Annotated in this window: 19 protein-coding genes and 1 tRNA gene; 14 read left to right on the top strand and 6 right to left on the bottom strand. The window is 60.4% G+C overall.

What is annotated here, in order from left to right:
- Positions 1–74: 74 nt before the first annotated feature.
- A complete protein-coding gene (locus tag H9Q10_RS07460; protein WP_197903333.1) occupies positions 75–779 on the bottom strand; it encodes a putative quinol monooxygenase in 705 nt (234 codons plus the stop codon).
- Between the two features lie 296 nt (positions 780–1,075).
- Positions 1,076–2,782: an exodeoxyribonuclease V subunit alpha gene (gene recD, locus H9Q10_RS07455; protein ID WP_197903332.1), complete on the bottom strand. Its 1,707-nt coding sequence runs from the start codon at positions 2,780–2,782 to the stop codon at positions 1,076–1,078.
- Positions 2,783–2,981: 199 nt separating this feature from the next.
- Here recD and leuC point away from each other — a divergent pair, with 199 nt between their 5' ends.
- From leuC to H9Q10_RS07395, 12 genes are all read left to right on the top strand, one after another.
- Positions 2,982–4,391: a 3-isopropylmalate dehydratase large subunit gene (gene leuC / locus H9Q10_RS07450; protein WP_197903456.1), complete on the top strand. Its 1,410-nt coding sequence runs from the start codon at positions 2,982–2,984 to the stop codon at positions 4,389–4,391.
- A gap of 91 nt (positions 4,392–4,482) precedes the next feature.
- Positions 4,483–4,893, top strand: a complete 411-nt coding sequence (locus H9Q10_RS07445; RefSeq protein WP_197903331.1) for a hypothetical protein — start codon at positions 4,483–4,485, stop codon at positions 4,891–4,893.
- 191 nt (positions 4,894–5,084) lie between these two features.
- Entirely contained in the window at positions 5,085–5,273 is a 189-nt protein-coding gene (locus H9Q10_RS07440) for a hypothetical protein (protein WP_197903330.1), read from the top strand.
- Positions 5,274–5,409: 136 nt separating this feature from the next.
- A complete protein-coding gene (gene leuD / locus H9Q10_RS07435) occupies positions 5,410–6,051 on the top strand; it encodes a 3-isopropylmalate dehydratase small subunit (RefSeq protein ID WP_197903329.1) in 642 nt (213 codons plus the stop codon).
- A 79-nt stretch (positions 6,052–6,130) separates the two neighbouring features.
- Positions 6,131–6,460, top strand: a complete 330-nt coding sequence (locus H9Q10_RS07430; RefSeq protein WP_197903328.1) for a hypothetical protein — start codon at positions 6,131–6,133, stop codon at positions 6,458–6,460.
- 188 nt (positions 6,461–6,648) lie between these two features.
- The gene (locus tag H9Q10_RS07425) at positions 6,649–7,659 is read left to right on the top strand and encodes an Acg family FMN-binding oxidoreductase (RefSeq protein WP_197903327.1); all 1,011 of its coding nucleotides are present in this window, start codon (positions 6,649–6,651) and stop codon (positions 7,657–7,659) included.
- Positions 7,656–8,321, top strand: coding sequence for a DUF2625 domain-containing protein (locus tag H9Q10_RS07420; protein WP_197903326.1), 666 nt, complete (start codon positions 7,656–7,658; stop codon positions 8,319–8,321). The genes H9Q10_RS07425 and H9Q10_RS07420 overlap by 4 nt, the downstream gene beginning before the upstream one ends.
- Before the next feature lie 63 nt (positions 8,322–8,384).
- Positions 8,385–8,855 carry a NanQ anomerase/TabA/YiaL family protein gene (locus H9Q10_RS07415; protein WP_197903325.1) on the top strand — a complete coding sequence of 157 codons (471 nt, stop codon included), beginning with the start codon at positions 8,385–8,387 and terminating at the stop codon, positions 8,853–8,855.
- Between the two features lie 89 nt (positions 8,856–8,944).
- Positions 8,945–10,015, top strand: a complete 1,071-nt coding sequence (leuB, locus tag H9Q10_RS07410; protein ID WP_197903324.1) for a 3-isopropylmalate dehydrogenase — start codon at positions 8,945–8,947, stop codon at positions 10,013–10,015.
- 75 nt (positions 10,016–10,090) lie between these two features.
- The gene (locus tag H9Q10_RS07405; RefSeq protein ID WP_197903323.1) at positions 10,091–10,432 is read left to right on the top strand and encodes a zinc ribbon domain-containing protein YjdM; all 342 of its coding nucleotides are present in this window, start codon (positions 10,091–10,093) and stop codon (positions 10,430–10,432) included.
- Between the two features lie 241 nt (positions 10,433–10,673).
- Entirely contained in the window at positions 10,674–10,973 is a 300-nt protein-coding gene (locus H9Q10_RS07400) for a PepSY domain-containing protein (RefSeq protein WP_197903322.1), read from the top strand.
- Positions 10,974–11,039: 66 nt separating this feature from the next.
- Positions 11,040–11,450: a PepSY domain-containing protein gene (locus H9Q10_RS07395; RefSeq protein WP_218042263.1), complete on the top strand. Its 411-nt coding sequence runs from the start codon at positions 11,040–11,042 to the stop codon at positions 11,448–11,450.
- Between the two features lie 85 nt (positions 11,451–11,535).
- Here the strand turns inward: H9Q10_RS07395 and H9Q10_RS07390 are convergent, their stop codons facing one another.
- From H9Q10_RS07390 to H9Q10_RS07380, 3 genes are all read right to left on the bottom strand, one after another.
- Positions 11,536–12,690 carry a trans-sulfuration enzyme family protein gene (locus H9Q10_RS07390; protein ID WP_197903320.1) on the bottom strand — a complete coding sequence of 385 codons (1,155 nt, stop codon included), beginning with the start codon at positions 12,688–12,690 and terminating at the stop codon, positions 11,536–11,538.
- Positions 12,691–12,904: 214 nt separating this feature from the next.
- Positions 12,905–12,995: transfer RNA gene (locus H9Q10_RS07385), tRNA-Ser, on the bottom strand.
- 62 nt (positions 12,996–13,057) lie between these two features.
- Positions 13,058–13,762, bottom strand: coding sequence for a methyltransferase domain-containing protein (locus H9Q10_RS07380; protein WP_197903319.1), 705 nt, complete (start codon positions 13,760–13,762; stop codon positions 13,058–13,060).
- 144 nt (positions 13,763–13,906) lie between these two features.
- Between H9Q10_RS07380 and H9Q10_RS07375 the strand changes: the two genes are divergently transcribed.
- Together H9Q10_RS07375 and nth are read left to right on the top strand one after the other, a co-directional pair.
- Positions 13,907–16,180: a LysM peptidoglycan-binding domain-containing protein gene (locus H9Q10_RS07375; protein ID WP_197903318.1), complete on the top strand. Its 2,274-nt coding sequence runs from the start codon at positions 13,907–13,909 to the stop codon at positions 16,178–16,180.
- Between the two features lie 103 nt (positions 16,181–16,283).
- Entirely contained in the window at positions 16,284–16,916 is a 633-nt protein-coding gene (nth, locus tag H9Q10_RS07370; RefSeq protein WP_197903317.1) for an endonuclease III, read from the top strand.
- Positions 16,917–17,145: 229 nt separating this feature from the next.
- Here nth and H9Q10_RS07365 read toward each other — a convergent pair whose 3' ends face one another.
- Entirely contained in the window at positions 17,146–18,027 is an 882-nt protein-coding gene (locus H9Q10_RS07365; protein ID WP_197903316.1) for a VirK/YbjX family protein, read from the bottom strand.
- Positions 18,028–18,030: the final 3 nt, after the last annotated feature.

The raw sequence follows: 18,030 nt of genomic DNA, 5'->3' as shown, positions 1-18,030 counted from the left end.
GCAGTTTTTTTCAGCCTAGATTGTTGTTTTCAGGTAGCCTCTAGGTTGCTGGCAGGCTACTGAACGTGTTGGCTTTACGGATTCTCAAACCGCAGCCCTCCCTTGTTCATCAGCAGTGCGGGCGTGATGGCGATACTTTCCTTGTTCGTCGCCATGTCCGCCGTGCGCGTCAGATAGTCTTGGAAATGCGGCGTGCGGCGGTGGGATTGGTAGGCGGCTTCGCTCTCGTAAATCTCGTAGAAATACCAGCGGTTGGGGTTGCCCTGCTCGGTGGCGGCATAGATGGCCAGCACGCCGCGCTCCACTTTGAGCGACTGCGCCATTTCGGGCATCACGATAGCTTTGAAGGCCTGCGCGTGTTCGGGTTTCACGTCCACGATAACCAAGTTGTTGATGGTGCGGGCGGTTTGGCGCACGCGTTTGTCGCCGAGAAACTGCGGTTCCAGGGCGATGCGGCGTTTGTGGTCGGTGAGGATTTCGGGGGATTTTTGCAGGAAATGTTTGTATTGCGGCGATTGGGTGTGGACTTGGTAGGCTTCGTTATCTGCATAGATTTCAAACATATACGCCATTTCCGGGTTGTCGCGCCGTTTAGCGGAATACATGGCGAGCGTGCCTTTTTCGCCGCGCACTGAGGCAGTGATGTTGTTGCGGCCGACTTCGTCATACGCGGCGGTTTGGCCGGGCTGCACGCCGAGTTCGAACATATTGAAAACAGGAGCGGCGTGGGCGGAAAGGGACAGGGCGGCCACGGCGGCGGCAAGGTATTTTTTCATCATGCTTTTGCTTTCTTTCGCTGGTTTCGGATGGTTGCAGACGGGTGCATGATAACCCAAGCCCGCTTCCGGCAGAAATCGCCATTCCATATATCCGCTATCACGCGGCCTGATGGCGGGAAAATGGATATAGCGGATTAACTTCCGATACGGCCTTGGCCCGCCTTGCATCGACAAGATGTTAATCCGCCATATAAGGCTACCTGAAAAATCAAACGCACCGTTGCGGCTTGGAAACGGCAATGAGGCTACCTGAAAAACGCCATCCGGTTTTCAGGTAGCCTCTTTCATGTGCCGCACTATGCCGCCGGGTGCGCCAAAGCTTCGCCCAGCCCGGTGCGCCGGCTGTTTTTGCGCCGCACCGCTTCTTCCAGCACGGCCATGCTGCCGGCATAGCCGAAGCGCTCGCGGGCGCGGGTAACCGCGGTGTAGAGCAGCGTGCGGTCAAACAGCGCCGAACCGGTTTCATCGCCCAAGAGCCACACCTCTTCGTATTCCGAGCCCTGGCTTTTGTGCACCGTCATGGCGAAGGCCGTGTCGTGCGCGGGCAGGCGGCTCAGCGCCACGGCGCGGAAGCCGCCCGCGTCGGGGAAGAAGGCGGCCAGCCCCTCGCCCTGCGGCAGCACGATGCCGATGTCGCCGTTAAATACCTTCACCGCATAATCGTTTTCCGCCACCATCAGCACCTGCCCGGCAAACCAGCCCTGCGCCGCCCTGCCCTGTGCGGCCAGCAGGCGCAGGTATTCGCGGTTGAATTGCGCCGCCTGCTCGCGCCGTGCCGCCAACACCACCAGCCGCTGCTGCTCGGCAAAGCAGGCTGCCGCATCGCCGCCTGCCACCGCCTGCCAATAGCCAGTATGGCGTTTGGCAAACGCGCGCGCCAAGTCGGCCAGATTTTCAGGTAGCCTCAGCAGCTCTGCGGGGAAACGCTCAAATGCAGCCGCGGCACCTTCCGCATTCCCGGCCACCACCGCCTGCGCCAATGCGCCCACGCCGCGTTGCGGGTCGAAACGGTGGCTGCGCTCCAGCCGCGCCACGTTGCCGGCCAAGGGCGGCGGATTGCCGCTTACGGCAAAAGGCATGCTGCCGCCAAGCCAGTCGGCCAGCTGCGCGGCTTGGTCGGCAGTGAGCACGGTGGGCTGCGCCAATACGGGCAGCACCGCGCCGATGCCCACCGGCGGCAGCTGATTTTCGTCGCCCAGCAAAATCAGCCGGCCATGTTCCGGCACGGCACACAATAATTGGTGCAGCAGCGGCAAATCCAGCATCGAGGCTTCGTCGGCCACGATAATGTCAAAAGGCAGCGGCTGTTCGCGGTTAAACTGTGGACGGCCGTTGCTGCCGCCCAGGCGCAGCAGGCGGTGGACAGTTTGTCCTTCCAACGCGGTGAGGTGCTGCCGCACGGCTTCATCGCCGATATCGAAGGATTGCAGTGCACGGTGCAGGGAACGGGTGAGGTGCGCGGCAGCTTTGCCGGTGGGCGCGGTGAGCGCGATACGCGGCAGACTGTCGGCATCGTGGCACAGCAGGGCCAACAGGCGCGCCACAGTAGTGGTTTTGCCCGTGCCCGGCCCGCCGTTTACCAGCATCAGCGGCTGCAATACCGCCAGCGCGGCCGCCAGCCGCTGCCCGTCGTAGCCCGCATCGGGAAACCAGGCCTGCAAGCGCTGCCGCAACCAGGCGTTTTCAGGTAGCCCCACCCGGCCGCGGGCAATCCGCTTGAGTTCGGCAGCCACATCTTGCTCCAGCGCAAACAGCCGCCCGCCAAACAGCTTGCGCCCGCGCAACACCAGCGGCGTGAAGCCCGCGCCATCGCCCACAATCGGCGCGGCTTGGCGCAGCTCATCGGCCTGCTGCGGCGTGAGCGTGATGTAGCTGTGGCCGCCTTCCTGTGCGGCAAACAATTCACCCAACAGCGGCAATACGGGCGCGGCGGCCTGCGGCGCCAGGCGTTGCAATACTTCGGCAGCGGCCTGTGCGGCCAGGGACAGGGTTTCGGAGCTCATGTTTTCAGGTAGCCTTTTGGATTTGCTAGGGCGTTATTATATAAGCAGGAAATCACGAACACACGCGCCAATTCAAATTAGACAAAAAGTATAAATATCTCACCATAAACTATTTCTAAACTTTATTTTCTCAGAAATCTTGCTAAATTTAGACATTATGTGCATAATGCGCAAAAAACAACCCAACCGGAACACAATGATGACCCCGCAAACCCTCTACGACAAACTCTGGAACAGCCATATTGTCCATCAAGAAGAAGACGGCACCGTCCTTCTCTATATCGACCGCCATCTGGTGCACGAAGTGACCAGCCCGCAGGCCTTTGAAGGCTTGAAAATGGCAGGACGCAAGCTGTGGCGTATCGACAGCGTGGTGTCCACCGCTGACCACAACACGCCCACCGACCATTGGGACGAAGGCATCAAAGACCCGATTTCCAAGCTGCAAGTGGACACTTTGGACAAAAACATCAAAGAATTCGGCGCACTGGCCTACTTCCCCTTTATGGACAAAGGCCAAGGCATCGTGCATGTGATGGGCCCCGAGCAGGGCGCGACGCTGCCGGGCATGACCGTGGTTTGCGGCGACTCGCACACCAGCACCCACGGCGCGTTCGGCGCGCTGGCGCACGGCATCGGCACCAGCGAAGTGGAGCACACCATGGCTACCCAGTGCATCACCGCCAAAAAGTCCAAATCCATGCTGATTGAAGTTTCAGGCAGCCTGAAACCGGGCGTAACCGCCAAAGACATCGCGCTCTATATCATCGGCCAAATCGGCACGGCGGGCGGCACGGGCTATGCTATCGAGTTCGGCGGCGACGCCATCCGCAGCCTGAGCATGGAGGGCCGCATGACCCTGTGCAATATGGCGATTGAAGCGGGCGCGCGCAGCGGCTTGGTGGCGGTGGATCAAACCACAATCGATTATGTGCAAGGCCGCCCGCTCGCGCCCAAAGGCGAAGATTGGGACAAAGCCGTGGCCTACTGGCGCACGCTGGTGTCGGACGACGGCGCGCAATTCGACAAAGTGTACAACTTCCGCGCCGAAGACATCGAGCCGCAGGTAACGTGGGGCACATCGCCCGAAATGGTGCTGGGCGTGGACGGCAAAGTGCCGAATCCCGCCGACGAAGCCGACCCGGTGAAACGCGGCGGCATGGAACGCGCCTTGGAATATATGGGCTTGCAGGCCGGCACGCCGCTGAACCAAATCCCCGTGGACGTGGTGTTCATCGGCTCGTGCACCAACAGCCGCATCGAAGATTTGCGCGAAGCCGCCGCCGTGGCCAAAGGGCGCAAAAAAGCGGACAGCGTGAACCGCGTGCTGGTGGTGCCGGGTTCGGGTTTGGTAAAAAAGCAGGCCGAAGCCGAAGGGCTGGACAAAATCTTCACCGAAGCGGGCTTTGAATGGCGCGAACCGGGCTGCTCCATGTGTCTGGCGATGAACGCCGACCGCCTCGCGCCGAAAGAACGCTGCGCCTCCACCTCCAACCGCAACTTTGAAGGGCGGCAGGGCAACGGTGGCAGGACGCACCTCGTCAGCCCCGCGATGGCGGCGGCGGCGGCCGTGGCCGGGCATTTTGTGGATGTGCGGCAACTGGCTTGATGGATTTTTCAGGTAGCCTCTATGCAGCCCAAAAGGCTACCTGAAAAAGTTAAAATACCCAATCCAAGCAACCACGCAACAGATTAAACCCATGAACCCTCTAAAACTAAAAACAGCCCTCCTCCTCGCCGCCCTTTTCCCCGCCCTGGCTGCCGCCGAGCCCGTGGCCGCGCCCACGTCCGAGCAATGCCGCACCGTGCTGAGCGAATTCGCCATGTTTGAAGCCTTCATCGCCGCCTGCCCGCGCATCGCCCGCGCCGAAATCGACACCCGCACCCGCCTAAACAACGTCTACGAAGGCTTCGCCCGCTACGGCGAATGCAGCAAACAAATCGAAAGCGAGCCCGTGGCCTCCATGCTGCGCGAACACCCCGCCATCCGCCTGCTCGGCCAAGACGGGAAACGCCGCCCCAGCCGCGCCGAAGCCGACGCCTTCTGCCGCCGCCACCGATCCGACCTCACCCGCATCGTGCGCAAATACAACCCCGGCCGCGACCGCTGAACCGCCTCCGCATTCAAAGGCTACCTGAAATGCTGCCTCGGCAAAATCAAAGCAGCAGCGGCAGCCAGGCAAAAGTAAAATCCGATAAATTCAGGCTAAACCAGCCGTAGCAAGTACCTTTTTAGCCGATAATACCGCCCGTGCGAGTCAATCGCGCACCTTTCAATTCTTAAACCTAAGGAGCTGAAATCATGAAACAACTTCTCATCCTCGCCATTGCCGCCATCGGCCTTTCCGCCTGTTCCAGCACCTGGCACGGCGTAAAAGAAGACACCGCCAACAACATCGACAACACCCGCGAAGCCGTGCGCAAAGGCAGCAACGCCGTTGGCCGCGGCATCTCCCATGTGGGCGAGAAAATCGAAAGCGCCACCGAATAAACCAGCGCACACAGGCAGCCCCGCGCTGCCTGTTTTATCCGCCGGATTAAATATAATATATTGAAGATAAATAATTTACTCTATCTGCCTGCCCACCCACTTTTCAGGTAGCCCCCATCCCACGAAAACCACCGCCATGAAATCCTTCACCCAGCTCACCGCCCTCGTCGCCCCGCTCGACCGCGTCAACGTCGACACCGACGCCATCATCCCCAAACAGTTTTTAAAATCCATCAAACGCTCCGGCTTCGGCCCCAACGCCTTCGACGAATGGCGCTACCTCGACCACGGCGAGCCCGGTATGGACAACAGCAAGCGCCCGCTCAACCCCGATTTCTCACTCAACCAGCCGCGCTACCAAGGCGCACAAATCCTGCTCACGCGCAAAAACTTCGGCTGCGGCTCCTCCCGCGAACACGCCCCTTGGGCGCTCGACGACTACGGCTTCCGCGCCGTCATCTCCCCCAGCTTTGCCGACATCTTCTTCAACAACTGCTACAAAAACGGCCTGCTGCCCATCGTTTTAACCGAAGAACAAGTCGAACAGCTCTTCCAGGAAACCTATGCCACCGAAGGCTATCAATTAAGCATTGATTTAGCGCAGCAAACCGTTACCACCCCCGGCGGCAGCGTGTTCACCTTCGACATCACCGAGCACCGCAAACACTGCCTGCTCAACGGCCTCGACGAAATCGGCCTCACCCTGCAACACGCCGACGAAATCCGCGCCTTCGAAGCACAACGCCGCCAAAGCCAGCCCTGGCTGTTTAACAGCTAAAATCAGGCTGCCTGAAACCGCACCGTGTTTTTCAGGTAGCCTCACCCTGCTTTATCCAACCCTAACTATAGGAAAACCCATGAAACCTTCCCTCTTCCTTGCCGCCCTGCTCCCACTCCTCATCCAGCCCGCCCAGGCCGAAGCCGTGCGCAGCAAAGACCAAGCCGTCGAGCGCGTGTCCGCCTCTATCGCCCGCCACAAACTCACCAGCCTCAAGCCGGAATGCCTGCTCTTCATCACCACAGAAACCACCAAAGGCTACACTGTGGACGTGCGCGAACAGCACAACGCCCGCTGTGGCGGCGACTCGCAAACCGCCCCGCGCCTGTTCAGCTACGAAGTGGACAAAGCCAGCGGCAATATGCGCGTGGACGACCCCGTGAGCGGTGACACCCGCGCCATCGACTAAACCCTTTGCAGGCTACCTGAAAGCGCAAGCTTCAACGCAGTTAAAACGAAGTCTTTCGGAGTAAGGCTGAGTTTCTGCAAAGCTAAACCTCCATCCCTTTTCAGGTAGCCTTCCCGCGCCCAACTGCTCGGCCAACACCGCGAATGCGCCGCTCTGCGCGGTAAGGAGATTAAAATATCAGGACAAACATGAACCGTAACCAACTGGCAACCCTGATTGACGCCGCCATCCGCGCCCCTTCCGGCCACAACACCCAGCCTTGGCGTTTTGCGTGGGAAGCAGACGAAATCGTCATTTCCCCCGATTTTTCGCGCGAACTGCCCGCCGTGGACGGCAACCGCCGCGAACTCTTCATCAGCCTCGGCTGCGCCGCCGAAAACCTGTGTTTGCAGGCATCTGTTTTGGGTTATGCCGCCGAAACCCGCATCAGCGGCAACACCATCCGCATCCGCCTGCACGCATCCGAACAGATGACCGCCGACCCGCTTGCCGTCTATATCCGCCAACGCCAAACCAACCGTTCGATGTACAACGGCAGCCTGATTCCCGAAGGCTACCTGAAAACCGCGCTGTCCAATTTGCCCGGCAACGGCATCGAAATCCATCTGTTCGGCCGACAAAGCGAGGCTTTCAGGCTGCTTGCCGAAGCCGTGATGCAGGGCAACGCCGCACAAATGTCCGACCCCGCGTTCAAAGCCGAATTGCTGTCGTGGATACGTTTCAACAAAAAACACGCCGAACGCACCCGCGACGGCATCAGCTACGCCGCCCTCGGTGCGCCCAATCTGCCGCGCTGGCTCAGCGAACCGATTGTTAAATTCATGCTCAACGCCAAAACGCAAAACAAAACCGACCGCAAAAAAATCGCCGCATCGTCGCATTTGGCACTGGTTACCAGCCCCGCTGACAACCTTGCCGATTGGGTGGCCACCGGCCGCAGCCTGCAACGCTTCCTGCTCTCACTCACACAGCAGGGCATCGCCCACGCCTACCTCAACCAGCCTTGCGAAGTTTCCGCGCTGCGGCAAAAGCTGAAAAACGAGCTCTTTCCCCGCAGCAGTGAACAGCCCCAACTGCTGCTGCGCCTAGGTTACGCCGCCCCGCTGCCCTATGCCGAACGCAGGCCGCTGCACGAAGTCTGCCCCGACGTAGATTCTAATACTGCCACTCAGCCTTCACTTTTTCAGGTAGCCCCATGAAAACCCTGTCCGACCTCATCCACACCGCCGATCCCGCCTGGCCGCTCATCCAAGAATGGCTCGCCCAAGCCGCCAACCCCGTGGAAATCCTGCCGCGCCAAGCCGAGCAGGCTGCAAGCGAACTGGTGAAAACCCAAGTATCCACCCGCTCCACCATGGGTGCCGTGGTGTATGAAACCGGCGGCATCCTGATCGACCACGGTTGGCTGCGCATCCTCGGCTCAGGCAGCCCCCGCCTGCCGCGCGGCCTCGGCAGTTGGAACCTCGGCCGCACCCAAAGCGCACCCGGCGCACCCGCGCCCTACTACCTCATCGCCGACGACGCCGCAGGCGGCTATTTCGCCCTCAACGGCGGCGGCTTGCAAGGCACACCCGGCAACGTATTCTACTTCCCGCCCGACACCCTCAAATGGGAAGACTGCGGCAAAGGCTACACCGATTTCCTGAATTGGGCATTCAGCGGAAACTTGGCACTCTTCTACGAAAACGTCCGCTGGCCCGGCTGGCAGCAAGACATGGCAACGCTCGACGGCAACAGCGTCTATTCCTTCTTCCCGCCGCTGTGGTCGGCAGAAGGCGCAGACATCCGCCAAACCACCCGCCGCACCGTGCCCATTGCTGAACACTACGCCGACACGCTGGGCAGCCAAGCTTCCGTGTAAACCGCCCGCCGTTTTTAGTTTTCAGCTCCGCAAAAACCCGCCCTGCTTGTTTTAAAGATAGCCATGATCACCGACGCCATCGCCCACGCTGCCCGCTACGCCGCGCTGCACCCCGACTTTCCCGAAGCCATCCGCCTGCTGCAAACCCTCGATTTCGCCCGCCTGCCCGACGGCCAAATTCCCTGCACCAACCCCAACATCCGCCTGTTTCTCCAAACCGAAACCCTGCGCGCCGCCGAAACCGCCCGGCCCGAAGCCCACCGCCTGCACATCGACATCCAAGCCCCCGTCAGCGCCGCCGAAACCTACGGCTGGATCGACAGAGGCTACCTGAAAAACAGCTCAGGCTACCACCAAGAGCGCGACATCGAATTCTTCGATTGCCCGCCCCAAAGCTGGCTCACCCTCACGCCCGGCGAATTCGCCCTCTTCTTCCCCAACGACGGCCACGCACCCCTCGTCGGCCAGCCCGGCCAGCCCCTGCGCAAAGCCCTGTTTAAAATCCGTATCGAAGAATATAGAATCGCAGTTTAAACGCCTGGCAATCCAGCTTTCCAGACAGCCCCAACCCGAAAAGGCTACCTGAAAACCTATTCCTACCCTCCCACAAGGACTTATCCATCATGACCAAAAAACTAGCCATCCTCCGCGGCGACGGCATCGGCCCCGAAATCATCCGCGAGACCGTACGCGTGCTCGACAAACTCATCGCCCAAGGCCTCGACGTTACCTACGAATACGCCCCCTTGGGCGGCGAAGCCTACGACCAGTACGGCCATCCCTATCCCGAAGCCACACAGACATTGTGCCGCAAAGCCGACGCCGTCCTGCTCGGCGCCGTCGGTTCGCCCCAATACGACAACCTCGACCGCCCCCTGCGCCCCGAACGCGGCCTCTTGGCCATCCGCAAAGACCTGAACCTCTTTGCCAACCTGCGCCCCGCCATCCTCTACCCCGAACTGGCAAACGCCTCCACCCTCAAACCCGAAATCGTCGCCGGCCTCGACATCCTCATCGTGCGCGAGCTCACCGGCGACATCTACTTCGGCGAACCGCGCGGCATCCGCACGCTGGAAAACGGCGAGCGCGAAGGCTACAACACCATGAAATACAGCGAAAGCGAAATCCGCCGCATCGCCCACGTCGCCTTCCGTTCCGCCCAAAAACGCAGCAAAAAAGTCTGCTCCGTCGGCAAAGCCAACGTCTTGGAAACTACCGAACTGTGGCGCGAAATCTTCGAAGAAATCAGCAAACAATACCCCGACGTCGAACTCACCCATATGTATGTGGACAACGCCGCCATGCAGCTCGTGCGCGCACCCAAACAATTCGACGTCATCGCCACCGGCAACATCTTCGGCGACATCCTCTCCGACGAAGCCTCCATGCTGACCGGCTCCATCGGCATGCTGCCCTCCGCCTCGCTCGACGAAAACGGCAAAGGCCTATATGAACCCTCGCACGGCTCCGCCCCCGACATCGCCGGGCAAAACAAAGCCAACCCGCTGGCCACCATCCTCTCGCTCGCCATGCTGCTGCGCTACAGCCTGAACGACGAAGAGCGCGCCGCGCAAGTCGAAGCCGCCGTGCAAAAAGTGCTGCAACAAGGCCTGCGCACCGGCGACATCCACGAAGCAGGCACCACCCTCGTATCCTGCTCCGGCATGGGCGACGCCGTGCTCGCCGCCTTATAATCCGCCAGCCCAACAGGCTACCTGAAAACAGATTTCAGGTAGCCTCTTAACGCGCCAACCATTAAAGGAACACCAATGAGCACCCTCCCGCCCTGCCCGCAATGCCAATCCGAATACGTTTACCAAGACGGCAGCCATTTCGTCTGCCCCGAATGCGCCCACGAATGGCCGGCGCAAGCCGCAGCCACCACCGAAGGCGATGCCGACCAGGCCGTCACCGACGCCCACGGCGCGCCCTTGGCCGACGGCGACAGCGTGGTATTGATTAAAGACCTCAAAGTGAAAGGCAGCTCGCTGGTGCTGAAGCAGGGCACCAAAGTGAAAAACATCCGCCTGCAGGAAGGCGACCACGCCATTGCCTGCAAAGTGAACGGCACCGCACTAAACCTGAAGGCCGAATTTGTGAAAAAAGCCTAAGCCCGCCAAGCGCACAAGAGGCTACCTGAAAATTTCAGGCAGCCTCTTTTCCAATTAATTCAAACTATTCCAAACAAGCAGAAGGCTACCTGAAAACATCCGAACTGTTTTCAGGTAGCCTTTACCCATCTTAACCCGCCCCTAATTTTGCGCTAATTGCCCGCCCCTATACTGCGAACCGTTGCAACAAACAACCCATTTTTCCCCAACCCGACGCCGTATCCCGGCAGGAGAACCCATTATGAAAATCATCTACTCAAGCGCCCTTTTAGCCGCCCTGTTTGCCGCCGCCCCCGCCTTTGCCGACGGAGACCAGCTGCACTACGAACGCAACCGCCAAAGCTACATCAGCCACGAGCGCGCCGCACAAATCGCTGTATCCGCCGTGGGTGGCGGCCAGGCCACCGAAGTCGAATTCGACCGCAGCCGCACCAAGCCCGACCACTTCGACGTAGACGTGCGCGCCGCCGACGGCCGCAAACACGAAGTGGAAATCGACGCCAAAACCGGCAGCGTATTGTCCAACCGCCTCGACGACTAAACCATCGGCTGCCCGAACGCACGCCGCGTGCCGGGCAGCCCGCAATCCATTCGCAGGAACCGCACCGTGATTAAAATCCAACTCGACCCCGAAGGCAGGATCAAAACCGCCGCCACCCTCAAACAATGCCTCGCCGCCGTCAAACGCGCCGCCCTTTGGTTCGCCCGTATCCTGAAGCAACGCCGCCCCACGCGCAGAACCCTGCTGAAAACCGGCGTCCTCGCCCTCCTGCTGGGCAGCGCCGCCGGCGTGGGCGCCAACTACCTGCCCAAGCTCGCCGGCCAGAGCAACATCACCGCCGTGCAGGCCGCGCAAAGCGCCTTCGCCGCCACCCGCGGCGGCATCATCACCGAAGCCGAATTCAAAATCGGCCGTCAAGGCAGCCGCTACGAATTCGAAATCCTCAGCGGCGGCCGCAAATACGAAGTGGAAGTGGACGCTATGAGCGGCCGCACCCACGTTGCCCAAGACAGCTGAGCCGCCTGCGCCCAAGTCAAACAAAGGCTACCTGAAAACATCCCAACCGTTTTCAGGTAGCCTTTTGTTTGTTTCGGCGGAAGCCTTACAGCGTGGTATTCAGCGCCGTATCGATATCCTGCCAAATATCTTCGATGTCTTCGATGCCCACGGAAAAGCGCAGCAGGCCTTCGCGGATACCCAGTTTTTCCTTCACTTCGCGGCTCATGCCGCTGTGCGACTGGCTGAAGGAATGGTTCACCAGGCTTTCCACCCCGCCCAGGCTGGCGGCCATGTGCAACAGTTTCAGATGGCGGATCACCGAATCGGCTGCGGCCTGGCTGTCGTTCTTCAGATACACGGACACCACGCCGCCGAAGCCGCGCATCTGGCGTTTGGCCAGCCCGTGGTGCTCGTGGCTCGGCAGGCCGGGGTAGAACACTTTTTCCACCGCCGGATGCTGCTCCAGGCGGCGGGCGAGTTCGGCGGCGTTGGCCAGGTGCTGCTTCATGCGCACGGAAAGGGTTTTGATGCCGCGCAGCACCAGCGCGCAATCCATCGGCCCGGCCACGCCGCCGGTATTCACCAGCGTGCTTTGCAGGCGCTTGGCCATCGCTTCTTCCTTGGCCACCACGATGCCCATCAGCACGTCGGAATGGCCGCACAGGTATTTGGTGGCGGAATGGAACACGATGTCGCAGCCCATGTCGAGCGGGTTTTGCAGATAGGGCGTGGCGAAGGTGTTGTCGATGCCCACCACGGCGCCGGCAGCTTTGGCCTTCTGCGCCAAAAGCGGGATGTCCACCAGCCGCAGCAGCGGGTTGCTCGGGCTTTCCAGCCACACGAGTTTCACTTGGTGCCCAGCCAGGAGCGCGTCTAGGTTTTCAGGTAGCGTGAGGTCGGCGAAAATCACGTTCACGCCCCATTGGCGGTACACTTCGGTGAGCAGGTCGTAGGCGCCGCCGTAGATGTCGGCCACGGCCACGATGGTGTCGCCCGGGCGCAATACGGTGCGGAACACGGCGTCGATGCCGGCCATGCCGCTGCCGAAGGCGAAACCGGCGCAGCCGTGCTCCAGCGCGGCCACGGTGTCTTCCAGCACTTTACGCGTGGGGTTGGCAAGGCGGGAATAGCGGTAGGGGATGCTTTCGCCGATTTGGTGCATGGCAAACATGCTGTTTTGGTAAATCGGCGGCATGATGGCGCGGTTGTGCTCGTCCGGATTGTAGCTGCTGTGGATGATTTCGGTGTCGAAACGCATGGGGTCCTCCTTGATTTTAACTTCGTTGAAGCTGGCGCTTTAGCTTCGCAGAAACTCAGCCTTGCTCCGCAAGACATCGTTTTAACTCCGTTGAAGCTTACGCTTTCAGGTAGCCTGTTTGACGGCTGCAACACATACAAAAAAACAGCCGAGCGGTGTGGCTGGCTGTTTTTCTTCTCGGCGGCAGAGCCCGAAGCTCTGGCAAAACAAATTCTGGCGGAAAGGAAGGGATTCGAACCCTCGATACGCTATTCACGTATACACGCTTTCCAGGCGTGCGACTTCAACCACTCATCCACCTTTCCAAGGTAAGCGCGGATTATACTGAAGCCCCCCGCCCAGCACAACAGTTTTTACCATAATTGTTTTACCCTGTTCGCCCCTGCCGACAATTCCCCGGCAACAGCGACAGCCCGCCCTCTTCCCGCAGCCTGCCCGCCTTTTCCGGCAGCGGCGTGAGCGGATACACCGTTTTCACCGCCACCAAGCCGTAAACCGCCGCAGCCGTCGGCCACCAGCGGTTGCCCGCCAGCTCCATAAAGCGCCAGCGCCGCAACGCCCCCTCCCCCGCAAACGGTGGCACATAAGCCATAAAGCGCCCCAATTCCGGCCGAAACCCCGTTTTATCCAGCAGCTTGCGCACCTGCGGCAGCGGCAAGGCATTCCTCCGCAGGCCCAAATCTTTTTCAGGTAGCCCCAGGCGCCACAGCGAATACGGGTTAAACCCGCTCAACACCAGCCGCCCATACGGCGCCAACACACGAAAACATTCCAGCAAAAGTTCCTGCGGCCGCCCGCACAGCTCCAAACCGTGCGGCAGCAGCAACACCCGCACGCTGCCCGAAGCCAGCGGTAGCTGCGGCAGCGCGCAGCGCACTTCCGCCGCGCCCGTATCCCGCCCCAGCCGCAACACCCGTTCCGGCCAGCAGCCCCACTCGGCAAACGAAGCCGCCACGGCAAGGCCGCACCCGTCATCCAGCTGGCCGCTAAAAAACTCCTGTTCCAGCTTTTTCAGGTAGCCTCCCGGCGCGGTTTCGTCCAACCAAGCGGCCAATCTAAATTCCTCTATCATGCTGTCCTCGTGCTATCATTCCGTTTTTCCATGTAAACCAAGCGAAAACGTCCCGCCTGCGGCTTGACACCGCCACAACCCAGCCTTTAATATCCAAAAAATTTTAGCTAATCATAACGTTAAATCAAGCAGACCAGCCCTGCCATGAGCAAATTCAAACTTCTTTCCCTTGCCGTCTTAAGCTTAGGCTTCCCCACATCCGCTTTGGCGCAAACCTACACGGCCGAGCAAGTCGCCTCCGCCATCACCAACCTCAACGCCGCCATCCTGCGCAACCCCTCTTCCAACTACAACAACCTGTGGGGACGCATGCGTAAAGACTTCCGAATGAGCGAAGTCAATCCTGAAATCGTGCGCCGCCACGAAACCTACTACAGCACCCGCAGCGCCTATTTCAACCGCACCGTGGAGCGCAGCCGTCCCTATCTTTACCACATTCTCTCCGAAGTGGAAAAGCGTAACATGCCCTCCGAAATCGCTCTGTTGCCGTTTATCGAGAGCGCATTTGTCACCAAAGCCCGCTCCCCCGTGGGCGCCTCCGGCCTGTGGCAGTTTATGCCCGCCACCGGCCGCCATTACGGCCTGGCGCAAAACAACATCTACGACGGCCGCCACGACATCTACGCTTCCACCGATGCCGCGCTAAACTACCTGCAATACCTGCACAACATGTTCGGCGACTGGTCGCTCGCGCTGGCCGCCTACAACTGGGGCGAAGGCAACGTCAGCCGTGCCGTAAACCGTGCCCGCAACCAGGGTCTGGAGCCGGTATACGAAAACCTCAACATGCCGAACGAAACGCGCAATTATGTGCCCAAACTCCTCGCCGTGCGCAACTTGGTGAACAATCCGCAGGTGTTTGGCCTGAACCTATCCAACATCGAAAACAAGCCCTATTTCCAAGCCATCAACATCGACAGCCCGATGGACATCAACGCCATCACCCGCCTGGCCAACATCAGCCAGGCCGAATTTGAGGCGCTGAACCCCAGCTTTAAAGTGCCCGTGTTCCTGCCCGAAGACGGCCAACGCAAGCTGCTGCTGCCCGTGGGCGCCGTAAATGCCTTCGAGCGCAACCTGCGTAGCGCGCCCAAAGAATCCCTGCTTTCCTACGACATCCTGCGTGCCGACGGCGCCACCACCCTCAGCGACATCGCCGACCGCAGCGGCATCAGCGTGGGCGATTTGCGCCGCACCAACGGCTTAAGCGGCAACACCATCCGCGCCGGCCTGCCCATCCTCGTGGCCAAAAACAGCCTGAACAACAGCCAGCTCGGCCGCGGCGTGCAGATGCTGGCCGACAACAAACCCGCCGACGACCCGCTCGGCCGCCTGATCCGCCAAAACAGCGGCAATCCCCAGCCCGAACCCGCACGCAACAGCAACTTCGCCCGCAACGAGCCGGCACCCGCCCCATACGTTGCCCCCGCCAAACCCGCCGCCGTGCCTGAGCCTGTGCCTGCCCGCAGCCAGCTGACGGTACAGCTGTCACAAAACACTTCTGCCCCGGCGGCGAACAACACCGCTGCTGGAGCTAATCCCAGCCACACGCCGGCTCCGGCCGTTCAGCTAGCCTCCGCTCAGCCGGCGCCCGCGGCAGCAGCCATTGCCGCTCCCACACCCACCCATACCGCACCCGACTCCGCCACCCTCGCCGGCAACCCGGCCGACGACGGCAACGACACCGAATCCGCCCTGGCCGGCAACACCGCCGTCCCAACCCAGCCCGACCCGCTGATGGCTCTGGCAGGCAACACTTCCGCCAGCCAAGAAACCCCGGCCGATTCCGATGCCGAAATCGCCGAACGCGCCGCCGCCTCCGTACGCGCCTCATTGGCACAAAGCGAAGCCGCCGAAGCCCGCGCACAAGCCCAAGCCGAAGCACGCCGCCCGGCCAATGCCGGCTTTGCCCGCCTCGCCAGCAACACCGGTGCCGAACAACGCCGCGCCGCTCGCCAAGAACAGCAGGCACAGCGCCGTGCCAACCAAACCGTCACCCACAAAGTACAGGCCGGCGAATCGCTCTACGGCATCGCCCGCCGCTACAATATAGACGTAGCCGAACTGAGCCGCGCCAACAACATCCGCGGCAACAATATCCGCCCCGGCCAAGTGCTGCGCGTGAGCGCCGCTTCCGGCAACAACAGCCAGACCGCCGCCCGCCATGCCGACAACCGCAGCAACAGCCGCAACGAACGTAGCGAACGCAACGGCAACCGCGCCGACAGCCGCAACGAACGCAACAACAGCCGCAATGCCCGCCAGCAAACCGTCTCCCACACCGTGCGCAGCGGCGACACCCTGCAATCCATCGCCCGCCGCTACAACACCTCCGTGGCCGACATCAAACGCAGCAACAACCTCAGCGGCAGCACGCTGCACCCCGGCCAAAGGCTGCGCGTATCCGGCGGCACCTGATTGCCAGCCTAGCCCCGCCATATTTTCAGGTAGCCTCCAAAGGCTACCTGAAAATATTTGAACCCCTATTCAACACATCAAACCAAGCAGTATCCAAGCAACCATGAACGCACAAAAACGCCGCGAAATCTTCCAACGCCTGCGCACCGCCGACCCCCACCCCACCACCGAACTCGTCTTCCACAGCCCCTTCGAGCTCCTCATCGCCGTCCTCCTCTCCGCCCAAGCCACCGACAAAGGCGTCAACAAAGCCACCGCCAAACTCTTCCCCGTGGCCAACACCCCCCAAGCCATCCTCGATTTAGGCCTGGAACGCCTGATGGAATACACCCGCACCATCGGCCTCTACCAAACCAAATCCAAACACATCATCGCCACCTGCCGCCTGCTTTTGGAAAAACACCACGGTCAAGTGCCGCGCACCCGCGAAGAGCTCGAAGCCCTGCCCGGCGTCGGGCGCAAAACCGCCAACGTCGTGCTCAACACCGCCTTCGGCCAGCCCACCATGGCCGTGGACACCCACATCTTCCGCGTGGCCAACCGCATGAACCTCGCCCCCGGCAAAAACGTGCGCGAAGTGGAAGACAAGCTCATGCGCCTCGTGCCCAAAGAATTCCTGCTCAATGCCCACCACTGGCTCATCCTGCACGGCCGCTACACCTGCAAGGCGCAAAAACCGCTGTGCCACGAATGCATCGTATACGACCTGTGCGAATACAAAGGCAAAACGGTTTAGGCATAAGCAGCACGAACAGCCCCATATTTTTCAGGTAGCCTGTTACAGCCAAGAAAGGCTACCTGAAAATACGGGGCTCAGATTTCGGGGCGGGCATGCCGCCCTGCCAAACCTCAACCCGGATTCCGCCGAAACATCAATCTGCCGCACAAAAGTTTCAGGTAGCCTCCCAGCGGTTTGGAGGCTACCTGAAAACAACGGGCCTATTCAAAGCATCAAACGCACCGCTTCACGAACGGAAAAAGCGGCGGATATCCTGCTCCAGCGTGTCTAGCATTTCATAGCGCTTACGGTACATCGAGCGTTTTTTACTTTGGATGTCTTCCAGCGGTGTGCGCTCGATTTGCGCGGGCAGGCGCCAATAACCGTTGGCATCCAGCCGGCCTTGGTTTTCCTGCCAGAAGGCGTCGTAGTTGAACAGCAGGCGGCTGGAGTCGTTCCAGCGGAATTTGGCCTGGCTTTTGTGCGGGATGCCGTAGAGCTCGCAGCCCAGCTCGGCGGCCATCAGCTTGAACACGTTCACCATCATAAACATCGGCCGCACGCCGTGCAGCTGTTTGGTGGTGTGGCGGATCAACTCGGGCGCGTCTTCGCTGTGCGGGCCCTGGATGGAGGTAATCAGCAGGCCGTTGGGCGCAACAAAGCTGAACACGGCATCGTAAATGCGGCTGCGCTCGGTGCTTTGCAGGCTCACCAGGAAGAATCCTTCAAGCGGGTCTCGCGGATCAACACTCAAGCTGATATAAAGATCTGCCGTAGGGCGATTAAACACAACTGTACGCTGCGACACCCATTCCTGCCATTTTTCGGCGGAAGGCTTGGTTTCGGCCAAAGTAAAGTTGTCCACCAGCGCTTGCAAACGCTCCGCCTTGCCAAACCGCTTATCCGCATAGGTATCCAATACAGAGCGTGCAACATAAGGGTTGCGCTGGAAAATAGGCGCCCACATCGGGTGTCGGTTGATGAATTCGGTAAATTGATTGCACTGCCGCCGCGCCAGCAGGCGCTGGATTTTGTCGCGCAGATACACCACCGCATATTTGCGCAGGCCGCGCTCGCGCAGGTTGGGATATTGCTCGTCGAAAGTGGGAAAATGAAACAAATCAGGCATAAA

The organism is Eikenella glucosivorans (genome assembly GCF_016025525.2).
In the GTDB taxonomy this organism is placed as follows: Bacteria; Pseudomonadota; Gammaproteobacteria; order Burkholderiales; family Neisseriaceae; genus Eikenella; species Eikenella glucosivorans.
Note: the sequence above shows the minus strand (reverse complement) of the source record. Positions and strands in the feature narration are given on the sequence as shown.